Source organism: Pseudomonas sp. B21-051 (assembly GCF_024748795.1).
GTDB classification, from domain to species: domain Bacteria; phylum Pseudomonadota; class Gammaproteobacteria; order Pseudomonadales; family Pseudomonadaceae; genus Aquipseudomonas; species Aquipseudomonas putida_A.
On record NZ_CP087166.1, the window covers coordinates 203,715 to 222,478 of the forward strand.

An 18,764-nucleotide genomic window follows, 5' to 3' on the forward strand; every position below is an offset into this window, starting at 1 on the left:
CATGCTGGATAGACTGTTAGCCCTGCTTGTTCTGGCGCTCGTCCTCGGCGTGCCGCTGGGGTTGATCTTCCTGGTCACCGGGCAATTCCTGATGGACTTCGTGTTCTTCTACCCGTTGTTCATGTCCGGGCTGTGGATTGCCGGCGGCCTGTATTTCTGGCTGCACTGGGAACGCCACTGGCCATGGAAGGACGACACCCTGCCGCCGCCACTGGAAGGCGAGCCGCTGATCTCGATCCTGATCCCTTGCTACAACGAAGGCGAAAACGCTGCCGACACGATTCACGCGGCGCTGGCCCAGCACTACCCGAACATCGAAGTCATCGCGATCAACGACGGCTCCAAGGACAACACCGCCGAAGTGCTCGACCGGCTCGCTCAGGAAGACCCACGCCTGCGGGTGCTGCATCTGGCGGAAAACCAGGGCAAGGCCGTGGCCCTGCGCATGGGCGCCATTGCTGCGCGTAGCGAATATCTGGTGTGCATCGACGGCGACGCACTGCTGGCGCCTAACACGGCGGCCTATCTGGTGGCGCCGATGCTCGACAACGCGCGGCTGGGCGCGGTGACCGGCAACCCACGGATTCGCACGCGTTCGACACTGGTCGGGCGGGTGCAGGTCGGCGAGTTCTCGTCGATCATTGGCCTGATCAAGCGCACGCAACGGGTGTTCGGGCGGATTTTCACCGTGTCCGGCGTGATCGTCGCGTTCCGCCGTACCGCGTTGAACCGGGTTGGCTACTGGAGCCCGGACATGATCACCGAAGACATCGACATCAGCTGGAAGCTGCAACTCGATCACTGGAGCATCTTCTACGAGCCGCGCGCGCTGTGCTGGATCCTCATGCCGGAAACCCTGCGCGGTCTGTGGAAGCAGCGCCTGCGCTGGGCCCAGGGCGGTGCCGAGGTGTTGTTCAAGAACATTCGCGGGATCTGGCAGTACCGCCATCGTTACTTGTGGCCACTGCTGTTCGAATACTGCCTGTCAACCGGTTGGGCCTTCACCTTCCTGCTGTCGGTGATTTTCTGGGGCGTCGGCAAGTTTGTGGTCATGCCGGAATCGATTGCCGTGCATCACCTGATGCCCCCGGCGTTCACCGGCCTGTTGCTGGCGTTCGTCTGCCTGGTGCAGTTCGCCGTCAGCATCATTATCGACCGGCGCTACGAACCGGGATTGGGCCGAACCATGTTCTGGGTGGTCTGGTACCCGATCGCATTCTGGCTGGTCAGCCTACTCACTACATTGGTCAGTTTCCCCAAAGTGCTGTTTGGTCAACACCAGAAGCGTGCGCGTTGGGTCAGTCCTGACCGGGGTATCAAACCGGTCGGCGACGACGAAGAGGAGGTCATCAAATGAAAATCATCCGGACCCGCCAGCGGCCCTTCCTGGTGGTGGTCGATGTGGTCCTCACCGTGCTGGCCTGGGTCGGCCTGCTGTTTCTGCTGATTCGCGGACTGTGGCCGCTGATCGAGACCCACGCCGGTGGGCCACGCATCGACAACTCGGCGTTTGAAGCCCTCGGCACCTTGCAGATCTACCTGTGGGTGGCGCTGGTCAACGCAGTGATTCTGATTGGTTGGGCGCGTTATCAGCAGCGTAAAAGCAGAAGCTTCGCCCAGCGTCGCTTGCCGGCACCGGTGGTCGATGATGAAGGGCTGAGCAAGAGCTTCCGCCTGTGCGATGACCGCCTGGAGAAGCTGCGCACACCGGGGGTGATGACCATCCACAACGACCAGGAAGGTGATATCAGCCATGTGGTGCTGAACTTCCGGCCGCTGGAGCCTGCGGAGCTGCCGCCACCGCTGGCGCCACTGGAACATCCCCGGGTGATCTTTCTGCACGCCGAGGATGATGACAATCGCGATCCGGTAAACCGCCTCACCTGAACGACGCGTCCCCTGTAGGAGCTGCCGAAGGCTGCGATCTTTTTGATCTTTAAAATCAAGATCAAAAAGATCGCAGCCTTCGGCAGCTCCTACATTGTTCAGCATTCAGCATTCAGCATTCAGCATTCAGCCGCGAATCAGTTCCCACGCGTCTTCCATCGTCAGCGGCTGTTTCATCCGTTCGGCCAGCATCGCCATGGCCCGCTCCTCCTCGCATGCCACAGCGGCAACCACCACGCCGTTGTGGCCGAACAGGCCAATAAAGGGCGGATGCTCGGGTTCTCCCTTGAACTCGATTTCATCCCACTGACTGGCGTGGCCCAGGTAGTCGTAGTTCCTGCCGAAGTGCCAGGTCCAGAAAAACGGCACATCCAGATAATGCTCATCGGCGCCCAACATGTTGGCGGCAGCGATGCGCGCGTGCTGCTGGGCCAGGCGCCAATGCTCAATGCGCTGCGGCTGGCCGCTCAGGGTGAACGTGGCGATATCGCCAATCGCCCATAGACCTTCGCAGACCCGCAGACCGGCATCAACGCGCAGTGACTGGTCTTTCTCCCTTGGCAGCGAAGCGAACGCTTCTGTGGCCGGATGAACGCCAACCCCCGCCAGCACCAGATCCGCCGAAACGCGCAAACCGTTATCCAGCAGCACCGCCTCGACCTTGCCGTCACCGGTGATTTCCCGGGCTTCGTGATCGGTGATGAATTTCACCCCGTGTTGTTCGTGGAGCGCACGGATCGCCTTGCCCACCGCTTCGCCGAATTGTTCGGCAAATGGAACGGCGTGGCGGGCGATGACCGTGACGTCGAGGCCGAACTGACGCAGGGCCGAGGCGCATTCGAGGGCGATAAAGCTGTCGCCGATGATCAGCGCCCGCTGTTCGGGTTTGGCCGTGCGCATGATCTGTTCGGCCTGGGCTTTCGAGCGCAGGACGAACACCTGCGGCAGGTCAGCGCCGGGTAGTTGCAGCGGATTGGGCTCGCCGCCGGTGGCGAGCACCGCGGCGTCGTAACGCAGGGATTGGCCGTCGTGCAAATGCAGGGTTTTCGCCGAAGCGTCGATCGCGGAGATTTCGCCTTGTCGGCGTTCGATGTGCTGCTCTTGATAAAAATCTTCATCGCGCAGCGGCGGGGTTTCCTGCGCCGGCATCTCGCCGGCGAGGACGAATTTGCTCAGCACCGTGCGGTCGTAACCGGCATCCGCTTCGCGGTCGAGCATGATGATCCGGCCACCGAAACCTTTCTCCCGCAGAGCCGCCGCACATGCCGTGCCCGCTGCACCTGCGCCGACAATCACAAAGATGCGCGGATCATCGGCCGGCGGCGTGTGCGCATCCGGCAGTGGTTGATCATCGACCCAGACCTCATCGCCACGTAACTCCAGCGGATAACGCTTGAGACTGTCGAGGGCCGGTGGCTCGCACAACGCGCCGTCTTCGACGCGAAATGCGGCTTTGTGCCATGGGCAGATCAGGCGTCCGTTGCACAGCGCGCCGTCAGCCAATGGCGCGCCAGCGTGTGGGCATTCGCCTTGAAATGCGCGCAGTTGGCCATTGGCGTGGAGCAGGACAATCTTGCGCTCACCGATTTCGACTTGCAGGCCGCGGTCTTCGGGGACATCGGCGAAACGGGCGACACGGTGCAGGCTCATGTTCGTGCTCCTGGCAGGCATTTCTCTTACGAGTTTGCGCCGCAGTGCGAGGTTCAGCCAATTGCCACTGCCAAGGTACGAACGGTACAGCTATAGTTTGCAGGCCGACGAAGGCCCAACTGCACAAGGTGCTCCCGGAATGACCCGATTGACCTCTCTCAACCCTTGGCTGGCGGCCGTCGCCGTCGCCCTTTGCGTGCAGTTTCCGGCGCAGGCGGCCGAGCGCTTTACCCTCGACATCCCCGGTGTCTCGGACAATCGCCTGTTCACCTCCGCCGCCGCGAGCGATGCGGCCGGTTGCGGTGGCAAGAACCAGTCCCCGGCACTGGCCTGGAACTCTGGCCCTGCCGGTACGCTGAGCTACGCGATCGTCATGCACGACCCGGACGGCCAGAAAGGTGCAGGCGTCGATCACTGGATTCACTACGGCATCAAGGCCACCACCCGGCAGATCCCGGCCGGCGTCGGCGCCAAATCCAGTCTCGAAGGCGTGGGCGGTACCAACAGCAAAGGCACTACCCATTACATCGGGCCGTGCCCACCGGTCGGCGACAGCGCCCACCACTACATCATTCAGATCTACGCCCTGGATCTGGCCCCGGACGCCTTGCCCGCCGGTCTGACCCGTGCCGAGCTGATGGACAAAATCAAAGGTCACGTACTGCGTAACAGCAGCGTGGTGCGGCGTTATCACCGCTGAAAATATTTTCAGCGGCGTTTAACCCGATCTGAAGGGGCTGGCCGTCTCAGTGGATGAATGGATCACTTTCATCCCGAGGTCAGCCCCCATGTCCCGCTCCCTGCCTTTTCTGCGACCCGTTGCCGTCGGTGTGTTGTTGACCGTCGCCGGTTGCGGCGTGTCCTCTAATCCCGAATCGGCTGCCGTCCCGGCGCCGGCCCAGCCACAGGCTTCGATTCAGCATGAGGCGCTCGTTGCCGACAGTGCGCTGGCCAAGCGCAGTGCGCGTCCGGCGCCGATTGCCAGTTTCGCGGCGATGCCGGCCCCGGAAAGTTATCCACAAGGCTATCGCGACGAGCAGCGCGAGCAGTATCAGGCGCTGGCCGACAATCCGATCCACAGCGTGGCCGAGGCCCCGGTCTCGACCTTCAGCGCCGACGTCGATACGGGGGCTTACGCCAATGTCCGGCGTCTGCTCAATCAGGGGCGTCTGCCGCCGGAAGGTGCTGTGCGGCTGGAAGAGATGGTCAATTACTTTCCCTTCAACTACGCGCTGCCCAGTGATGGCTCGCCGTTCGGCGTGACCACCGAACTGGCCACCACTCCGTGGAATCCGCATACCCGCCTGCTGCGCATCGGCATCAAGGCCTCTGACCGGGCTGTGGCGGAGCTGGCCCCGGCGAATCTGGTGTTTCTGGTGGATGTGTCCGGCTCGATGGATCGCCGCGAAGGGCTGCCACTGGTCAAAAGCACATTGAAACTGCTGGTCGATCAGTTGCGCGAACAGGATCGGGTGTCGCTGGTGGTGTATGCCGGCGAATCCCGTGTGGTGCTGGAGCCAACGTCCGGACGCGAGAAAGCCAAAATTCGCACAGCCATCGAGCAATTGACCGCAGGCGGTTCAACCGCTGGCGCGTCGGGCATCGAGCTGGCCTATCAAATGGCGCAGCAGGCGTTCATCCCCAAAGGTATCAACCGCATCCTGTTGGCCACTGACGGTGACTTCAACGTCGGCATCAGCGACTTCGACAGCCTCAAACAAATGGCTGTGGATAAACGCAAAACCGGGATTTCCCTGACCACCCTGGGTTTCGGTGTGGATAACTACAATGAACACTTGATGGAGCAACTGGCCGACGCCGGTGACGGCAACTACGCCTACATCGACAACCTGCGCGAGGCGCGCAAGGTGCTGGTAGATCAACTCGGTTCGACCCTGGCGGTGGTGGCGAAAAACGTCAAATTGCAGGTGGAGTTCAACCCGGCGCAGGTCAGTGAATATCGCCTGCTCGGCTACGAAAACCGCGCCTTGAAGCGTGAGGATTTCAGCAACGACAAGGTCGATGCCGGTGAAGTCGGCGCAGGACACACGGTGACCGCGCTGTATGAAATTGTTCCGGCAGGTGAGCAAGGCTGGCTGGAACCGCTGCGCTACGGTAAATCGGAGAAGGTGGTTGCTGCGAAGGATGGAGAATTGGCGATGCTGCGTGTGCGTTATCAACAGCCTGAAGGTGGGAAAAGTCTGCTGATCGAGCGGCCGATTGCCAATCAGGTCGCATCGGCCAGCGAGGACCTGCGTTTCGCGGCGGCGGTGGCGGCGTTTTCCCAGCAGCTCAAGGACGCCCGCTACACTGGCGACTTCAGCCTCAAGGACACCGAAACCCTGGCCCGTGGCGCTCGCGGCGACGACCGTTTCGGCTTGCGCAACGAGTTCGTGCAACTGGTGGAACTGGCGCAAACCCTGCGCACCTCAACCGCATCGAATGCGATGCCCACTGAGCGACGGATTGAATAGTGAGCCGATTGAAAGGCTTCATCAGTCAGCTGTTTGCTACACCAGACAGCCTGGCCGCCGGCAGCGATGAAACGCTGCTGGCGCGTTATCGTGAGGGCGATGGCGCGGCGTTCGAGATTCTGTACTCGCGCCATCGTCAGGGTTTGTATCGGTTTCTGCTCGGATTGAGCGGCAAACCGGAACTGGCTGATGAAGTGTTTCAGGACACCTGGCTGAGCCTGATCCGCAGCACCAGCCAGCCACAAGGCCGGGCGACGTTTCGTACGTGGCTGTTCCAGATTGCGCGCAATCGCCTGATTGATCACTGGCGCAAACACGGCGCACATCAGCCGCTGCACGATAGCTACGACGAACAGCTGCATGCAGTTGGCGACGAGACCCACGATCCCGAACAACTGCTGAACCTCAGCCGCGACAGCCAGCGCCTGGAAAGCGCCCTGCAAACCCTGCCCGCCGACCAGCGCGAAGTGTTCCTGCTGCGCGCCCACGGCGACCTCGACCTGGCGCAAATCGCCAGCCTCACCGAAACATCGCTGGAAACCGTCAAGAGCCGCTTGCGCTACGCCCAGCAAAAACTGCGTCGGCTGCTGGCCGAGGAGGTACTGACATGACTGACGCCCGCCAGACACCCGAAGATCCTGTGATCAAACATGTACGCGAACAGCACAATGTTGAACCGCCGGCGCACCTTGATGCGTTCATCCTCAATGCTGCTCACCGCGAAACCCCGGCGCCCAAGCCAAGCCTGTGGCAGCGCTGGCTGAATGCCTGCCAGAAACCGCGTTGGCAGGTCGCCTTCGCCAGCGTGGTCGGTGTGGCACTGATGTTGTCGCTGGTGCAACGTGCACCCGAGCCGCAAGCGCAATTCGACTTCGCCCCGGCGGCCAAACCGGCTGCACCACTGGCGCGCAAACAAGCCCCCGAAGCGCAATCACTGGCCGCTCCACCCGCTGCGGCCATGCCCGCGCCGGCACCGATGATGGAAATGGCCGCGCCGATGCAAAGCGACTCGATCAGCGCCGATGAAGCCAGCCTCGGCAAACGCGCCGCCGCCCCGGCCAACGGCCTCGACACGCAACTGCGCGAAGTCCTGCGCCTGCGCGACTCCGGTCAGTCGCAAGCCGCTGACGCGCTATACAACAACCTGCACAAACGCTACCCCGGCGTGGATCTCGACCGGCGACTCGAAAAAATCCGCCAGAACTGACCGCTTGTTCACCCAGCCATTTGGCATTGCCCGGCAAAAACGCGCACTATCGGGCCATGGCTGAAGCGCTGGAGAACAAAGTGGCAGCAAAAATCGACCGCATCGCCCAACTCCTCAACTGCCCGCAGAAGGGCGAGGAGATGCGGCGCGCGATTACCGAGGCGCGCAAGGAGTTTCTGCTGAACCAGTCGGAAGAAGACGTCGTGGAAGAAGACGAGGTTTTTGAGGAGGTTGGGGAAGAAGAGGAAGACGACGATTACGACGAGTTTGACTGGACGACGGAGTGACCGCCGTCGCATGAAACACCTCGCCCACAAAAAAGCCCCGGACCATCACAGTCCGGGGCTTTCTCGTTTCAATTCATGGCGCACCAGGCGGGATTCGAACCCACGACCCCTGCCTTCGGAGGGCAGTACTCTATCCAGCTGAGCTACTGGTGCAGCGGGCGACATCATACCTAGGTCGGCTCGGGGCGTCCATGCCGGGTTTTGGCGGGTTTTGTCAGTGCGCGTGTCGGTGTGAATCGCTGCATTCCTTAAAGCTGTAACGTCCTGCAAAACCCTCGCTTGGCGCTTTTTCCTGGCTGATCTATGGTTTGGCTGCGGCCGGGGCTTTTTGCGCGTTGATCTGAAAAAACCAGCAAACGCTGGGATTTTGTTCTTTTTTTCGAACGACCTATTGTCCTTTACCCCCTTTGATCCTACGATCCGTTTGAGATTTCAAACGCTCTTTGACGGGGTGTTGATGCGCAGGTGCTGTGAATAACGCACGATCGCTGCGCCTCACCCGGTCGATGATTTCCCTGACGGCAGCCTTGCGAGGCGCCTTTCTACAATCATAATTTTGCTCCGCGCAGGCCGCGGTGCTGTTAAGGAAAGCCGACATGCAGCTTAAAGATACCCAGTTGTTCCGCCAGCAAGCCTTCATTGATGGCGCTTGGGTCGATGCGGACAACGGTCAGACGATCAAGGTCAACAACCCGGCCACCGGCGAAATCCTCGGCACCGTGCCGAAGATGGGCGCCGCCGAAACCCGCCGCGCCATCGAAGCCGCTGACAAAGCGCTGCCGGCCTGGCGTGCACTGACCGCCAAGGAGCGTGCAGGCAAGCTGCGTCGCTGGTTCGAACTGATGATCGAGAACCAGGACGACCTCGCGCGCCTGATGACCCTCGAGCAGGGCAAGCCGCTGGCCGAAGCCAAGGGTGAAATCGTTTTACGCCGCTTCGTTCATCGAGTGGTTCGCCGAAGAAGCCAAGCGCATCTACGGCGACGTGATTCCGGGCCACCAGCCGGACAAGCGCCTGATCGTGATCAAGCAGCCGATCGGCGTTACTGCTGCCATCACTCCCTGGAACTTCCCGGCGGCGATGATCACCCGTAAAGCCGGCCCTGCGCTGGCCGCCGGTTGCACCATGGTGCTTAAGCCCGCTTCGCAAACCCCATTCTCCGCCTTCGCCCTGGCTGAACTGGCGCAGCGCGCCGGCATCCCTAAAGGTGTGTTCAGCGTGGTCTCCGGCAGCGCCGGCGACATCGGCAGCGAGCTGACCAGCAACCCGATCGTGCGCAAGCTGTCCTTCACCGGTTCGACCGAGATCGGTCGTCAGCTGATGTCGGAATGCGCCAAGGACATCAAGAAAGTCTCGCTGGAACTGGGCGGCAATGCGCCGTTCATCGTGTTCGACGACGCGGACCTGGATAAGGCCGTCGAAGGCGCGATCATTTCCAAGTACCGCAACAACGGCCAGACCTGCGTCTGCGCCAACCGTCTGTACATTCAGGATTCGGTCTACGACGCGTTCGCCGAGAAGCTGAAAGTGGCGGTGGCCAAGCTGAAGATCGGCAACGGTCTGGAAGAAGGCACCACCACGGGCCCGCTGATCGACGAGAAAGCCGTGGCCAAGGTGCAAGAGCACATCGCTGACGCCGTGGCCAAAGGCGCCACCGTGCTGGCCGGTGGCAAGCCGATGGAAGGCAACTTCTTCGAGCCGACCATCCTGACCAACGTGCCGAAAGACGCGGCTGTGGCCAAGGAAGAAACCTTCGGCCCGCTGGCGCCGCTGTTCCGCTTCAAAGACGAAGCCGAAGTGATCGCGATGTCCAACGACACCGAGTTCGGTCTGGCGTCCTACTTCTACGCTCGTGACCTGGGCCGCGTGTTCCGTGTGGCGGAAGCCCTGGAATACGGCATGGTCGGCGTCAACACCGGGCTGATCTCCAACGAAGTCGCGCCGTTCGGCGGCATCAAGGCCTCGGGCCTGGGCCGTGAAGGCTCCAAGTACGGCATCGAGGATTACCTGGAAATCAAATACCTCTGCCTGGGCATCTAAGCCGGGACAGGGATCGCTGCAAACGCAAAGGGCACGAGAGCGCTGTCCCTTTGCGTCGTTTCAAACCGGAATTTTCTCTGCGGCCAGGAACGCCGTGGCAGTCGATCATCGCATGCTGCCACCGCCGATTTCTCCCGCTTAATCCTTGAACCACGCCGCCCGATGAGCGGTGAATGAGGACTGTAATGAGCAAGACTAACGCTGAACTGATGGCCCGTCGTACCGCAGCTGTTCCACGTGGTGTTGGCCAGATTCACCCGATCTTCGCTGAATCGGCGAAGAACGCTACCGTGACTGACGTTGAAGGTCGTGAATTCATCGACTTCGCCGGCGGTATCGCTGTGCTGAACACCGGCCACGTGCACCCGAAAATCATCGCCGCCGTGACCGAACAACTGAACAAGCTGACCCACACCTGCTTTCAGGTACTGGCCTACGAGCCGTACGTTGAGCTGTGCGAAAAGATCAACGCCAAGGTGCCAGGTGATTTCGCCAAGAAAACCCTGCTGGTGACCACCGGTTCCGAAGCCGTGGAAAACGCCGTGAAAATCGCCCGCGCCGCCACTGGCCGTGCCGGCGTGATCGCCTTCACCGGTGCTTACCACGGTCGCACCATGATGACCCTGGGCCTGACCGGCAAGGTAGTGCCTTACTCGGCCGGCATGGGCCTGATGCCAGGCGGCATCTTCCGCGCGCTGTACCCGAACGAACTGCACGGTGTGAGTATCGACGACTCGATCGCTTCCATCGAACGCATCTTCAAGAACGACGCCGAGCCGAAAGACATCGCCGCGATCATCATCGAGCCGGTGCAGGGTGAAGGTGGTTTCTACGTCGCGCCGAAAGAATTCATGAAGCGTCTGCGTGCCCTGTGCGACCAGCACGGCATCCTGCTGATCGCTGACGAAGTGCAGACCGGCGCTGGCCGTACCGGCACCTTCTTCGCCATGGAACAGATGGGCGTTGCCGCCGACCTGACCACTTTCGCCAAATCCATCGCTGGCGGCTTCCCGCTGGCCGGTGTCTGCGGCAAGGCCGATTACATGGACGCCATCGCTCCAGGCGGCCTCGGTGGCACCTACGCCGGTAGCCCGATCGCTTGCGCTGCGGCGCTGGCCGTGATGGAAGTGTTCGAAGAAGAGCAACTGCTTGATCGCTGCAAGGCTGTCGGCGAGCGTCTGGTAACCGGTTTGAAGGCCATCCAGGCCAAGTACCCGGTGATCGGTGAAGTGCGTGCCTTGGGCGCGATGATCGCGGTCGAGCTGTTCGAAAACGGCGACAGCCACAAGCCAAACCCGACCGCCGTTGCAGCTGTCGTGGCCAAGGCGCGTGACAAGGGCCTGATCCTGCTGTCCTGCGGCACCTACGGCAACGTGCTGCGCGTCCTCGTACCGCTGACCTCGCCGGACGAGCAACTGGACAAAGGTCTGGCGATCATCGAAGAGTGCTTCTCGGAGCTGTAATTCCGGGCACTGTGTGATCTGATCGAGAAAAACCCGCTTCGGCGGGTTTTTTTATGCCTTGGAAACCCTTTTGCGCTGTATCGAAAGGCCAGCATTGGCTAAGGTTCAGGCATTGCAAGGGAGAGCGCGCATGACCGCCGTTGATTTACCCGCCGTACCCCGAGTGCTGATTGCCGAGGCTGATCCATGGTCTCGTGACCTGCTTAAACAAGTGTTGCTCAACGTGCGTTGTGATGCGCGGCTGGACTTGTGTGCCGATGGCCAGCAAGCCATGTCGTTACTCAGCGAAGTGCCTTATGACCTGGCCATTGTCGATTGGGAGTTGCCGGGCATTGATGGCTTGAGCGTGCTGCGCAGCGTGCGCCAGCGCAAACGCAATCCGCCGCTGCCGTTCATTCTGATGAGCAGTCGCAACGACAGCGCCAGCGTGCGCGAAGCCATCCCGTTGGCCCCGACGGCCTATCTGACCAAACCGCTGAACATGGAAAGTCTGACCGAGCGGCTGCAGGGTTTGCTGCTGAATGCGGGTGAAGAGGTTTTCTGTGAAGTGCCGACGCTGGCGCCGGGCATGACCTTGTCGGTGTTCCTTGAGCGGCGTCGCGAGCAGGCCGATGGCGCGCCATTGATGACCGATGTGCAAGTGGCGGTCAAACGCAGCCTCAACCCCAATGGCCTCGACCTGAAGCTGCTGGAAGAAGAGATCCGCACCGATCCGCAGATCACCGCCGTGCTGATCGCCGCCGCCAACAGCGCGGCGCAGCATCATGGTGCGGCGGTGCAGACCCTGGGGCAGGCGTTGCATCGCCTCGGCACCGGGCAGAGCATGAACCTGATTCTCGGCCTGGCGCTCAAGCGCAGCGCCAGACTCATTGACCCGTGCCTGGCGGACTACGCCGAGCGCTACTGGGGGCTGTCGCTGCACACGGCCGAATACGCGCGCACCCTGGCGCGCCTGCTCGATCTGGATCAGGAACGTTGCTACTGCGCGGGCATGTTGCATCGTCTCGGTGATTTGGCCTTGCTGCGCTGTTTGCAGGAGTGGAAGCAGGCTGGCGGCGAGCTGGATGAGTGGGAGGAGGTCGGTGACGCCCTGGCGGAATTCGGCGCGGCCTACGGTTCGGCGTTGCGCACGCGCTGGCGCTTGCCGCTGGAGCTGCGCGAGTTGATTGCGTCGGTCTACCAGCTCGGTGGCGGGGTCTACTCCCGGGAGGCGCTGGTGATGAACATGGCAGCGCAGATGGCCCGTCTGACCGAGCATGAGGGCGTTGAGGAACTGGCCAGGAGTCGTACGGCGCGGCTGCTGAAGATCGGGCTGCCGGAACTGACGCGGATGCGCAAATAACCGGATTCACGAGAATCCCCCTGTAGGAGCTGCGGCACGCTGCGATCTTTTGATCTTGTCTTTTAAAACAAAATCAAAAGATCGCAGCGTGCCGCAGCCCCTACAGGGGAAGTGAATCGGACGGTGGATTTCAGCTTGAGATAATCCGGTTCTTGCCCTGACGCTTGGCCTCATACATCGCCGCATCCGCCCGGGAGAACAGGCTGTCGAGGCTTTCGTCTTCATCCTTGAGGCTGGTCAATCCCTGGCTGACGGTGATGCCGAAGGTCTGGCCGTCGACATTGAAGCTCAACCGCTGAATCTCCTGCTGCAGCCGCTCGGCCACCTGCAGCGCCATGTCCGGTGCACAACCGGGGAACACGGCGGCGAATTCTTCGCCGCCGATACGTCCGAACAAATCACCCCGGCGTAACGAAGCGCGCCCGCATTCGGCGATGCGCTGCAGCACGTTGTCACCCTCCGGGTGGCCGTAACTGTCGTTGATCAGCTTGAAGTCATCGATGTCCAGCAGCAGGAAGGCCAGTGGCGCACCTTGCAGGCGTGCCTCTTCGAACGCGCGGTTGGCGCATTCGAAGAAATGGCGGCGGTTGCTGCTCTGGGTCAGCACGTCAGTGGTCGCCAGGCGATGCAGCTCGGTTTCCATGTGTTTCTTGTCGGTGATGTCTTCGGCGATGCCGACAATGATCACCGGTTGCCCGGGCTCATCCTTGCGGTTGATGAAGCACTTGTCGCTGAGCCAGCGCACCTGGCCGTCGGCGGCGATGATCCGGTATTCGCGGTCTTCCACTGCACCCTTGTGCAGCACTTCGGCAAGGCTGCGCTCGGCGTAATCCAGGTCGTCGGGGTAGATGCTGTCGCGCCACTGGTTGTAGTCAGCCAGCAACAGGCCTGCGGAGCGACCGAAAATCCGCTCGTAGGCCGGGCTGACATACAGCACCTGACGGGTTTCCCAATTGAACGCCCAGAGCACCGCGTTGACGCTCACCAGCAATGAGCTGAACAGCTGTTCGCGCTCGCTCAGCCGGGCGACTTCGCCTTGGGCATGCATCAGCGCCATCAGGATTTGCGCGGCCTCGGGCCACTGCGCAAGGGATGAGTCTTTTTGATTGTTGTTGACCATCGGCACGTTTCTCAAAAGGTGTGCCGCAATTTCGACAACGGCCACAGTACAGCCCGCCGGGGTGGCGAAGTGTCTTTGAGATAGGGCTTTCGGTGCTAAGTTCCGCGCTTTTGTGGCGAGGAAGCTTGCTCCCGCCGGGCGGTAATCACCTTGATTACGCTGCCTGGAGGGAAATGGCATGACTCTGTAGGAGCTGCCGCAGGCTGCGATCTTTTGATTTTGTTTTAAAAGACAAGATCAAAAGATCGCAGCCTGCGGCAGCTCCTACAGGAGGTTACGCGGTTGGGCGCAGCGAGTAGGTTTTCAGCTGGTCGGCAAATTCACGCAGGGACTGGATGCCGCTGGCTTCGGCCTCGTGCACCCATTCCTTGATGGCGGCGAGCATGTCGTGGCCATTGGCGCTGGTCTTGACCCAGATCTGCTGCAGGGCCAAGCGTTTTTCGTAAATGACCTTCAGCGCCTGGCTGTGCTCGAGCATGTTCTGGATGCGCAAGTGATGACGGTCTTCCAGCAGGCTGGTTTCCCGCGACAGCAGGCGCTTGGCCCGATGGAATTGATGGCGTACCGAATGATCGACCTTGTCCAGCTCCTGCTTGACCAGCGGGCCGATCACCAACTTGCGGTACTGGGCCATGATCTGGAAGCGGTTGTTGAGGATCGCCATGGCGGTGTCCATGTCCAGATGGCCCTTGCCTTCGACGCGGTGGGCGATCGGCGCCACACGCTGCACCTTGGCCAGACCGAGGAAGCTGAAGACCTTGATCCACGCCCAGCCGAGGTCGAACTCCCACTTCTTCACCGACAGCTTGGCCGAGTTGGGGTAGGTGTGATGGTTGTTGTGCAGTTCTTCGCCACCGATCAGGATGCCCCACGGCACCAAATTGGTCGCCGCGTCGCGGCATTCGAAGTTGCGGTAGCCGATGGCGTGACCCAGACCGTTGACCACGCCGGCGGCCCAGACCGGGATCCACATCATCTGAATCGCCCAGATGGTGATGCCGATGGTGCCGAACAGCAGCAGGTCGATGACGCCCATGATCGCCACGCCCAGCAACGGGTAGCGGCTGTAGAGGTTGCGCTCGATCCAGTCTTCGGGGCAGTTCTTGCCGTAGATGCGCAGGGTTTCCGGGTTCTCGGCTTCGGCGCGATACAGCTCGGCGCCTTTGCGCAGCACGGTGGACAGACCCTTGATGACCGGGCTGTGCGGGTCATCTTCGGTTTCGCATTTGGCGTGATGTTTGCGGTGGATGGCGGTCCACTCGCGGGTGTTCTGCGCCGTGGTCAGCCACAGCCAGAAGCGGAAAAAATGTTTCAGGCCGGCATTCAGCTCCAGCGAGCGATGGGCCGAGTAACGGTGCAGATAGACCGTGACGGCGACAATTGTCACGTGGGTCATCAGCAGGGTGACCGCGACCAGAGACCAGGCCGACAAGCCAAGAAAACCTTCGTACCACATAGGCTATAGGGCCCTCGATAAAGATAAAAACAGCCGTTGCATTATCACCAAGCACACAGATAAAACCAGTCGCCCTTTCAGATAAGAGTCGCTGGATGTTTCTTGACCTATAATTCCAACCTTTTTTGTAGGGACATGGACAGCCGAATGCCTGCCACTTACCGCGATGCCTTGCGTGCAGCGCTGCTTTACCTGTTGCTTGCTGTGGTCTGGCTGCAGGGAACTGGTTACTTATTGAACAGTTTCTTTGATGAGTCTGTCGATCTGCAGCGATGGCAACTGATCAACGGTTACGTCTGGGCTGCCGTCAGCGCTGGCCTTATTTTCCTGGCACGGGCCAGATTGTGCGAATTTCTCGGCATTGGTGCGCGGTTACGCGAGCGTCAGTCCGATCGTGAACGCTTGCGTCAGGCGGCAGCGGTGTTCGATTGCACCCGCGAAGGGGTGCTGGTCACCAACCGTCAGGGCCTGATCGTGCACGTCAACCGCGCGTTCATGGAAATCACCGGCTACCAGTACGACGAAGTTCTCGGCCATCAGCCAAGCCTGTTCAAGTCCGGCCACCATCCGCCGGGCTTTTACCAGGCGATGTTCGCCACGCTGGAGAGCGAGGGCGAATGGAGCGGTGAGATCTGGAACCGGCGCAAGAGCGGCGAGATTTATCCACAGTGGCAGACCATCCGCGTGATTCACGATGATCAGGGCCGCCTCAGTCATTACGTGGCGGTGTTTTCCGACATCAGTGCGATCAAGGACTCCGAACACGAGCTCAAGCACCTCGCCCACCACGACCCGCTGACCGACCTGCCCAATCGCCTGTTGTTCAGCGACCGCGCCGAGCAGGCACTGGCCTCGGCGCAGATTCACAAGCGCGGCTGCGCCTTGCTGATGATAGATCTGGACCACTTCAAGATGATCAACGACAGCCTCGGGCACAACGTCGGCGATCGCCTGCTCAAAGCGGTGGCGGCGCGCTTGCAGGAATTGTTCGGTCCCGGGATTACCCTGGCGCGACTCGGCGGTGACGAATTCGCGGTGCTGGCGGAGAGTTGTCCACAATTGGTTCAGGCAGCGGCGCTGGCCCAGCGCATTCTCGATGCGCTGAAGGAGCCGTTCAGCATCGACCGGCATCAGCTGTTCATCAACGCCAGTATCGGTATCAGCCTGTTCCCCAGTGATGCATTGAGTGCCGATCAGTTGTTGCGCAATGCCGACGCTGCACTGTTCAAAGCCAAGAGCAGTGGACGTAACGGCTACGCGTTGTACACCGAAGAGCTGACCGCCCACGCGCAGCAACGGGTCGAGATCGCCTTCGAGCTACGCCGCGCGCTGGAGCAACAGGAGCTGCGGGTCTATTACCAACCGGTTCACGATCTGCGCAGTAGTCGCCTGATCGGCGTCGAAGCGCTGGTGCGCTGGCAGCACCCACAGCGGGGGCTGGTGTCGCCGGCGGAATTCATCCCGATTGCCGAGCGCACCGGGCTGATCGCTGAAATCGACGCCTGGGTGATGCGCCAGGCGTGTTCGCAGATGTGCCAATGGCAGCAGGCCGGGATTGTGCTGTCGTTTGTCGCGGTGAATGTGTCGTCGCGCCTGTTTGCCCGGCGCGAGCTGTATCAGCAGGTGGCACAGGTACTGCACGAGACCGGGCTGGATCCGGCGTATCTGGAGCTGGAGGTTACCGAAAGCGCGGTGATGGATGACCCGGAAGTGGCGCTGGAGCAAATGCATCGCTTGCGTGAATTGGGCATTCGCCTGGCCATCGACGATTTTGGCACCGGGTATTCATCGCTGCTGAGGCTCAAGCGTCTGCCGGTGCAGAAGCTCAAAATCGATCAGGGTTTTGTGGCCGGCCTGCCGTGGGACGAGGACGACGCAGCCATCGTTCGGGTGATCGTCGCCCTGGCACGCAGCATGGGCATGCAGGTGCATGCCGAGGGGATCGAGCAGGCCGAGCAGGCGGCATTTCTGCTGGAGCAGGAATGTGATCTGGGGCAGGGCTACTGGTTTGGGCGGCCGGTACCGGCGGGGGTGATTGATTGGAGCAATGCGCCTTTTATTGATTGAGCCCGATTCTGTGGCGAGGGAGCTTGCTCCCGCTGGACTGCGTAGCAGGCCCCAAAAAAAAGGCGAGCGCTTCGCACTCTAGCGGGAGCAAGCTCCCTCGCCACAGGGGTTGCGGTGTTCTTTTGTACCGTGAACACCGCGCAAACCCTTGCCCCGTCAGATAATGTTTTCTAGTTATATAAACATTCTTAAATAGTCTTTTTAAGAATATCTGCGCCTCTCTTATATTGCTTCCACGCCGAACGCAGTGCCGCCCACTGCCAGGCACATCCCATTCAAAGGAGCAGCACCATGAGCGCATCCCTTCGCAGCGTTGACGGTCAGGACGAAACCACCATCTTGCGTGAAATCCAGAGCGCCCTGCGCGATCTGCGTTTCGGCGCGGTGGAGATCACTGTGCATAACGCCCAGGTCGTGCAGATCGAACGCAAAGAGAAATTCCGTTTGCAGCAGCCGGGTAACAAGCCGAGCTGATTTGAAGATCAAAAGATCGCAGCCTGCGGCAGCTCCTACAGGGGGCTGTGTGCAGGAGCTGCCGCAGGCGGCGATCTTTGAATGAGCAACCCGATTCCAGCAACACATAAGAAAAAGCCACCACCAAGAATTCCAGGAGCTTTCACCATGTCGTCGATTCGCCGTTACGCTTTGGCCGCGCTGGCCAGCGCTGTGTTTGCCGGTTCCGCGGTTGCCAAGGATTACGAACTGCTCAATGTGTCGTACGATCCGACGCGCGAGCTGTATCAGGACTACAACGCCGAATTCATCAAGTTCTGGCAGAAGGATCATGCCGGCGACACCGTGAAAATCCAGCAATCCCACGGCGGTTCGGGCAAGCAGGGCCGGGCGGTGATCGACGGTCTGCGCGCCGACGTCGTGACCCTGGCACTGGCCGGCGACATCGACGAAATCGCCAAGCTCGGCAAGACCCTGCCGGCCGACTGGCAGAAGCGTCTGCCGGACGCCAGCACTCCGTACACCTCGACCATCGTGTTCCTGGTGCGCAAGGGCAACCCGAAAGGCATCAAGGACTGGGGCGACCTGGTCAAGAACGACGTCTCGGTGATCACCCCGAATCCGAAAACCTCCGGCGGTGCGCGCTGGAACTTCCTCGCCGCGTGGGCCTATGGCCTGAAAGCCAACGGCGGCAGCGAAGAAAAAGCCAAAGAATACGTACAGACCCTGTTCAAGCACGTGCCGGTATTGGACACCGGTGCTCGCGGCTCGACCATCACCTTCGTCAACAACGGTCAGGGTGACGTGTTGCTGGCCTGGGAAAACGAAGCGTTCCTGGCGCTGAAAGAAGACGGCGGCGCCGACAAGTTCGACATCGTCGTGCCGTCGCTGTCGATCCTTGCCGAACCACCGGTCGCCGTGGTCGACAAGAACGCCGAGAAGAAGGGCAACGAGCAGATCGCCGAAGCCTATCTCAAGCACCTGTACAGCCCGGCCGGTCAGGAGATCGCGGCGAAGAACTTCTACCGCCCGCGTGACAAGGACGTGGCGGCGAAGTACGCCCAGCAGTTCCCGAAACTGGAACTGGTGACCATCGACAAGGACTTCGGCGGCTGGAAATCCGCGCAGCCGAAATTCTTCAACGACGGTGGCGTGTTCGACCAGATTTATCAGGCGCAGTAATCTGAATCACAATGAGCCTGAAGTTCAGGCACAAAACATGTGGGAGCGAGCCTGCTCGCGAAGGCGGTATTTCAGGCGACAGGGATGTTGACTGATACTCCCTCTTCGCGAGCAGGCTCTCTCCCACATTGATGCG

15 protein-coding genes, 1 tRNA gene and 1 pseudogene are annotated in these 18,764 nt (G+C 60.9%); 13 read left to right on the plus strand and 4 right to left on the minus strand.

The annotated features are described in order from the left end of the window. Position 1 precedes the first annotated feature (1 nt). Both pgaC and pgaD read left to right on the plus strand, forming a co-directional pair. The gene (gene pgaC / locus LOY52_RS00880; protein WP_007961454.1) at positions 2-1,357 is read left to right on the plus strand and encodes a poly-beta-1,6-N-acetyl-D-glucosamine synthase; all 1,356 of its coding nucleotides are present in this window, start codon (positions 2-4) and stop codon (positions 1,355-1,357) included. Beyond that, on the plus strand, positions 1,354-1,887 hold the full coding sequence (pgaD, locus tag LOY52_RS00885; RefSeq protein WP_134785145.1) for a poly-beta-1,6-N-acetyl-D-glucosamine biosynthesis protein PgaD: 534 nt from the start codon (positions 1,354-1,356) through the stop codon (positions 1,885-1,887). Before pgaC ends, pgaD begins: the two co-directional genes overlap by 4 nt. A 126-nt stretch (positions 1,888-2,013) precedes the next feature. On the opposite strand, the gene LOY52_RS00890 is transcribed toward pgaD, so the two are convergent. Then, positions 2,014-3,537, minus strand: a complete 1,524-nt coding sequence (locus LOY52_RS00890; RefSeq protein WP_258677766.1) for an FAD-dependent oxidoreductase — start codon at positions 3,535-3,537, stop codon at positions 2,014-2,016. Positions 3,538-3,676: 139 nt separating this feature from the next. Here LOY52_RS00890 and LOY52_RS00895 point away from each other — a divergent pair, with 139 nt between their 5' ends. From LOY52_RS00895 to LOY52_RS00915, 5 genes are all read left to right on the plus strand, one after another. After that, positions 3,677-4,237 (plus strand): YbhB/YbcL family Raf kinase inhibitor-like protein, encoded by a 561-nt coding sequence (locus LOY52_RS00895; protein WP_258677768.1) that lies wholly within the window; start codon positions 3,677-3,679, stop codon positions 4,235-4,237. A gap of 88 nt (positions 4,238-4,325) precedes the next feature. Then, positions 4,326-6,011, plus strand: a complete 1,686-nt coding sequence (locus LOY52_RS00900; protein ID WP_258677771.1) for a VWA domain-containing protein — start codon at positions 4,326-4,328, stop codon at positions 6,009-6,011. A gap of 29 nt (positions 6,012-6,040) precedes the next feature. Continuing rightward, entirely contained in the window at positions 6,041-6,622 is a 582-nt protein-coding gene (locus tag LOY52_RS00905; protein ID WP_258679814.1) for an RNA polymerase sigma factor, read from the plus strand. Next, the gene (locus LOY52_RS00910; RefSeq protein WP_258677773.1) at positions 6,619-7,218 is read left to right on the plus strand and encodes a hypothetical protein; all 600 of its coding nucleotides are present in this window, start codon (positions 6,619-6,621) and stop codon (positions 7,216-7,218) included. Before LOY52_RS00905 ends, LOY52_RS00910 begins: the two co-directional genes overlap by 4 nt. Before the next feature lie 56 nt (positions 7,219-7,274). Then, positions 7,275-7,505, plus strand: a complete 231-nt coding sequence (locus LOY52_RS00915) for a hypothetical protein (protein WP_007963505.1) — start codon at positions 7,275-7,277, stop codon at positions 7,503-7,505. 76 nt (positions 7,506-7,581) lie between these two features. Here LOY52_RS00915 and LOY52_RS00920 read toward each other — a convergent pair. Then, a tRNA-Arg gene (locus tag LOY52_RS00920) sits at positions 7,582-7,658 on the minus strand. Positions 7,659-8,101: 443 nt separating this feature from the next. On the opposite strand from LOY52_RS00920, the pseudogene gabD reads away from it, so the two are divergent. The 3 genes and pseudogenes from gabD (at position 8,102) to LOY52_RS00935 (ending at position 12,350) form a co-directional block, all read left to right on the plus strand. Further along, positions 8,102-9,545: pseudogene (gabD, locus tag LOY52_RS00925) on the plus strand (NADP-dependent succinate-semialdehyde dehydrogenase). A 185-nt stretch (positions 9,546-9,730) separates the two neighbouring features. After that, positions 9,731-11,008 carry a 4-aminobutyrate--2-oxoglutarate transaminase gene (gabT, locus tag LOY52_RS00930; protein ID WP_225137026.1) on the plus strand — a complete coding sequence of 426 codons (1,278 nt, stop codon included), beginning with the start codon at positions 9,731-9,733 and terminating at the stop codon, positions 11,006-11,008. Between the two features lie 130 nt (positions 11,009-11,138). Continuing rightward, positions 11,139-12,350, plus strand: coding sequence for a response regulator (locus tag LOY52_RS00935; RefSeq protein WP_258677775.1), 1,212 nt, complete (start codon positions 11,139-11,141; stop codon positions 12,348-12,350). 130 nt (positions 12,351-12,480) lie between these two features. Here LOY52_RS00935 and LOY52_RS00940 read toward each other — a convergent pair whose 3' ends face one another. Together LOY52_RS00940 and desA are read right to left on the minus strand one after the other, a co-directional pair. Beyond that, the gene (locus LOY52_RS00940) at positions 12,481-13,470 is read right to left on the minus strand and encodes a sensor domain-containing diguanylate cyclase (protein ID WP_258677777.1); all 990 of its coding nucleotides are present in this window, start codon (positions 13,468-13,470) and stop codon (positions 12,481-12,483) included. A 274-nt stretch (positions 13,471-13,744) separates the two neighbouring features. Continuing rightward, on the minus strand, positions 13,745-14,926 hold the full coding sequence (gene desA, locus LOY52_RS00945; RefSeq protein ID WP_258677779.1) for a delta-9 fatty acid desaturase DesA: 1,182 nt from the start codon (positions 14,924-14,926) through the stop codon (positions 13,745-13,747). 147 nt (positions 14,927-15,073) lie between these two features. Between desA and dibA the strand changes: the two genes are divergently transcribed. The 3 genes from dibA to LOY52_RS00960 all read left to right on the plus strand — a co-directional run bounded on the left by dibA (position 15,074) and on the right by LOY52_RS00960 (position 18,628). Continuing rightward, positions 15,074-16,993, plus strand: a complete 1,920-nt coding sequence (gene dibA / locus LOY52_RS00950) for a phosphodiesterase DibA (protein WP_258677781.1) — start codon at positions 15,074-15,076, stop codon at positions 16,991-16,993. Between the two features lie 291 nt (positions 16,994-17,284). Then, a complete protein-coding gene (oscA, locus tag LOY52_RS00955; protein ID WP_003220508.1) occupies positions 17,285-17,467 on the plus strand; it encodes a sulfur starvation response protein OscA in 183 nt (60 codons plus the stop codon). 147 nt (positions 17,468-17,614) lie between these two features. Further along, positions 17,615-18,628, plus strand: coding sequence for a sulfate ABC transporter substrate-binding protein (locus tag LOY52_RS00960; RefSeq protein ID WP_027611146.1), 1,014 nt, complete (start codon positions 17,615-17,617; stop codon positions 18,626-18,628). The last annotated feature ends 136 nt before the right edge of the window (positions 18,629-18,764 follow it).

Excerpts from the sequence above, each read along its gene's own strand:
- pgaC (WP_007961454.1), top strand. The coding sequence starts at position 2 with ATGCTGGATAGACTGTTAGCCCTGCTTGTTCTGGCGCTCGTCCTCGGC.
- pgaD (WP_134785145.1), top strand. The coding sequence starts at position 1,354 with ATGAAAATCATCCGGACCCGCCAGCGGCCCTTCCTGGTGGTGGTCGAT.
- LOY52_RS00890 (WP_258677766.1), bottom strand. The coding sequence starts at position 3,537 with ATGAGCCTGCACCGTGTCGCCCGTTTCGCCGATGTCCCCGAAGACCGC.
- LOY52_RS00895 (WP_258677768.1), top strand. The coding sequence starts at position 3,677 with ATGACCCGATTGACCTCTCTCAACCCTTGGCTGGCGGCCGTCGCCGTC.
- LOY52_RS00900 (WP_258677771.1), top strand. The coding sequence starts at position 4,326 with ATGTCCCGCTCCCTGCCTTTTCTGCGACCCGTTGCCGTCGGTGTGTTG.
- LOY52_RS00910 (WP_258677773.1), top strand. The coding sequence starts at position 6,619 with ATGACTGACGCCCGCCAGACACCCGAAGATCCTGTGATCAAACATGTA.
- LOY52_RS00915 (WP_007963505.1), top strand. The coding sequence starts at position 7,275 with ATGGCTGAAGCGCTGGAGAACAAAGTGGCAGCAAAAATCGACCGCATC.
- gabT (WP_225137026.1), top strand. The coding sequence starts at position 9,731 with ATGAGCAAGACTAACGCTGAACTGATGGCCCGTCGTACCGCAGCTGTT.
- LOY52_RS00935 (WP_258677775.1), top strand. The coding sequence starts at position 11,139 with ATGACCGCCGTTGATTTACCCGCCGTACCCCGAGTGCTGATTGCCGAG.
- LOY52_RS00940 (WP_258677777.1), bottom strand. The coding sequence starts at position 13,470 with ATGGTCAACAACAATCAAAAAGACTCATCCCTTGCGCAGTGGCCCGAG.
- desA (WP_258677779.1), bottom strand. The coding sequence starts at position 14,926 with ATGTGGTACGAAGGTTTTCTTGGCTTGTCGGCCTGGTCTCTGGTCGCG.
- dibA (WP_258677781.1), top strand. The coding sequence starts at position 15,074 with ATGCCTGCCACTTACCGCGATGCCTTGCGTGCAGCGCTGCTTTACCTG.
- oscA (WP_003220508.1), top strand. The coding sequence starts at position 17,285 with ATGAGCGCATCCCTTCGCAGCGTTGACGGTCAGGACGAAACCACCATC.
- LOY52_RS00960 (WP_027611146.1), top strand. The coding sequence starts at position 17,615 with ATGTCGTCGATTCGCCGTTACGCTTTGGCCGCGCTGGCCAGCGCTGTG.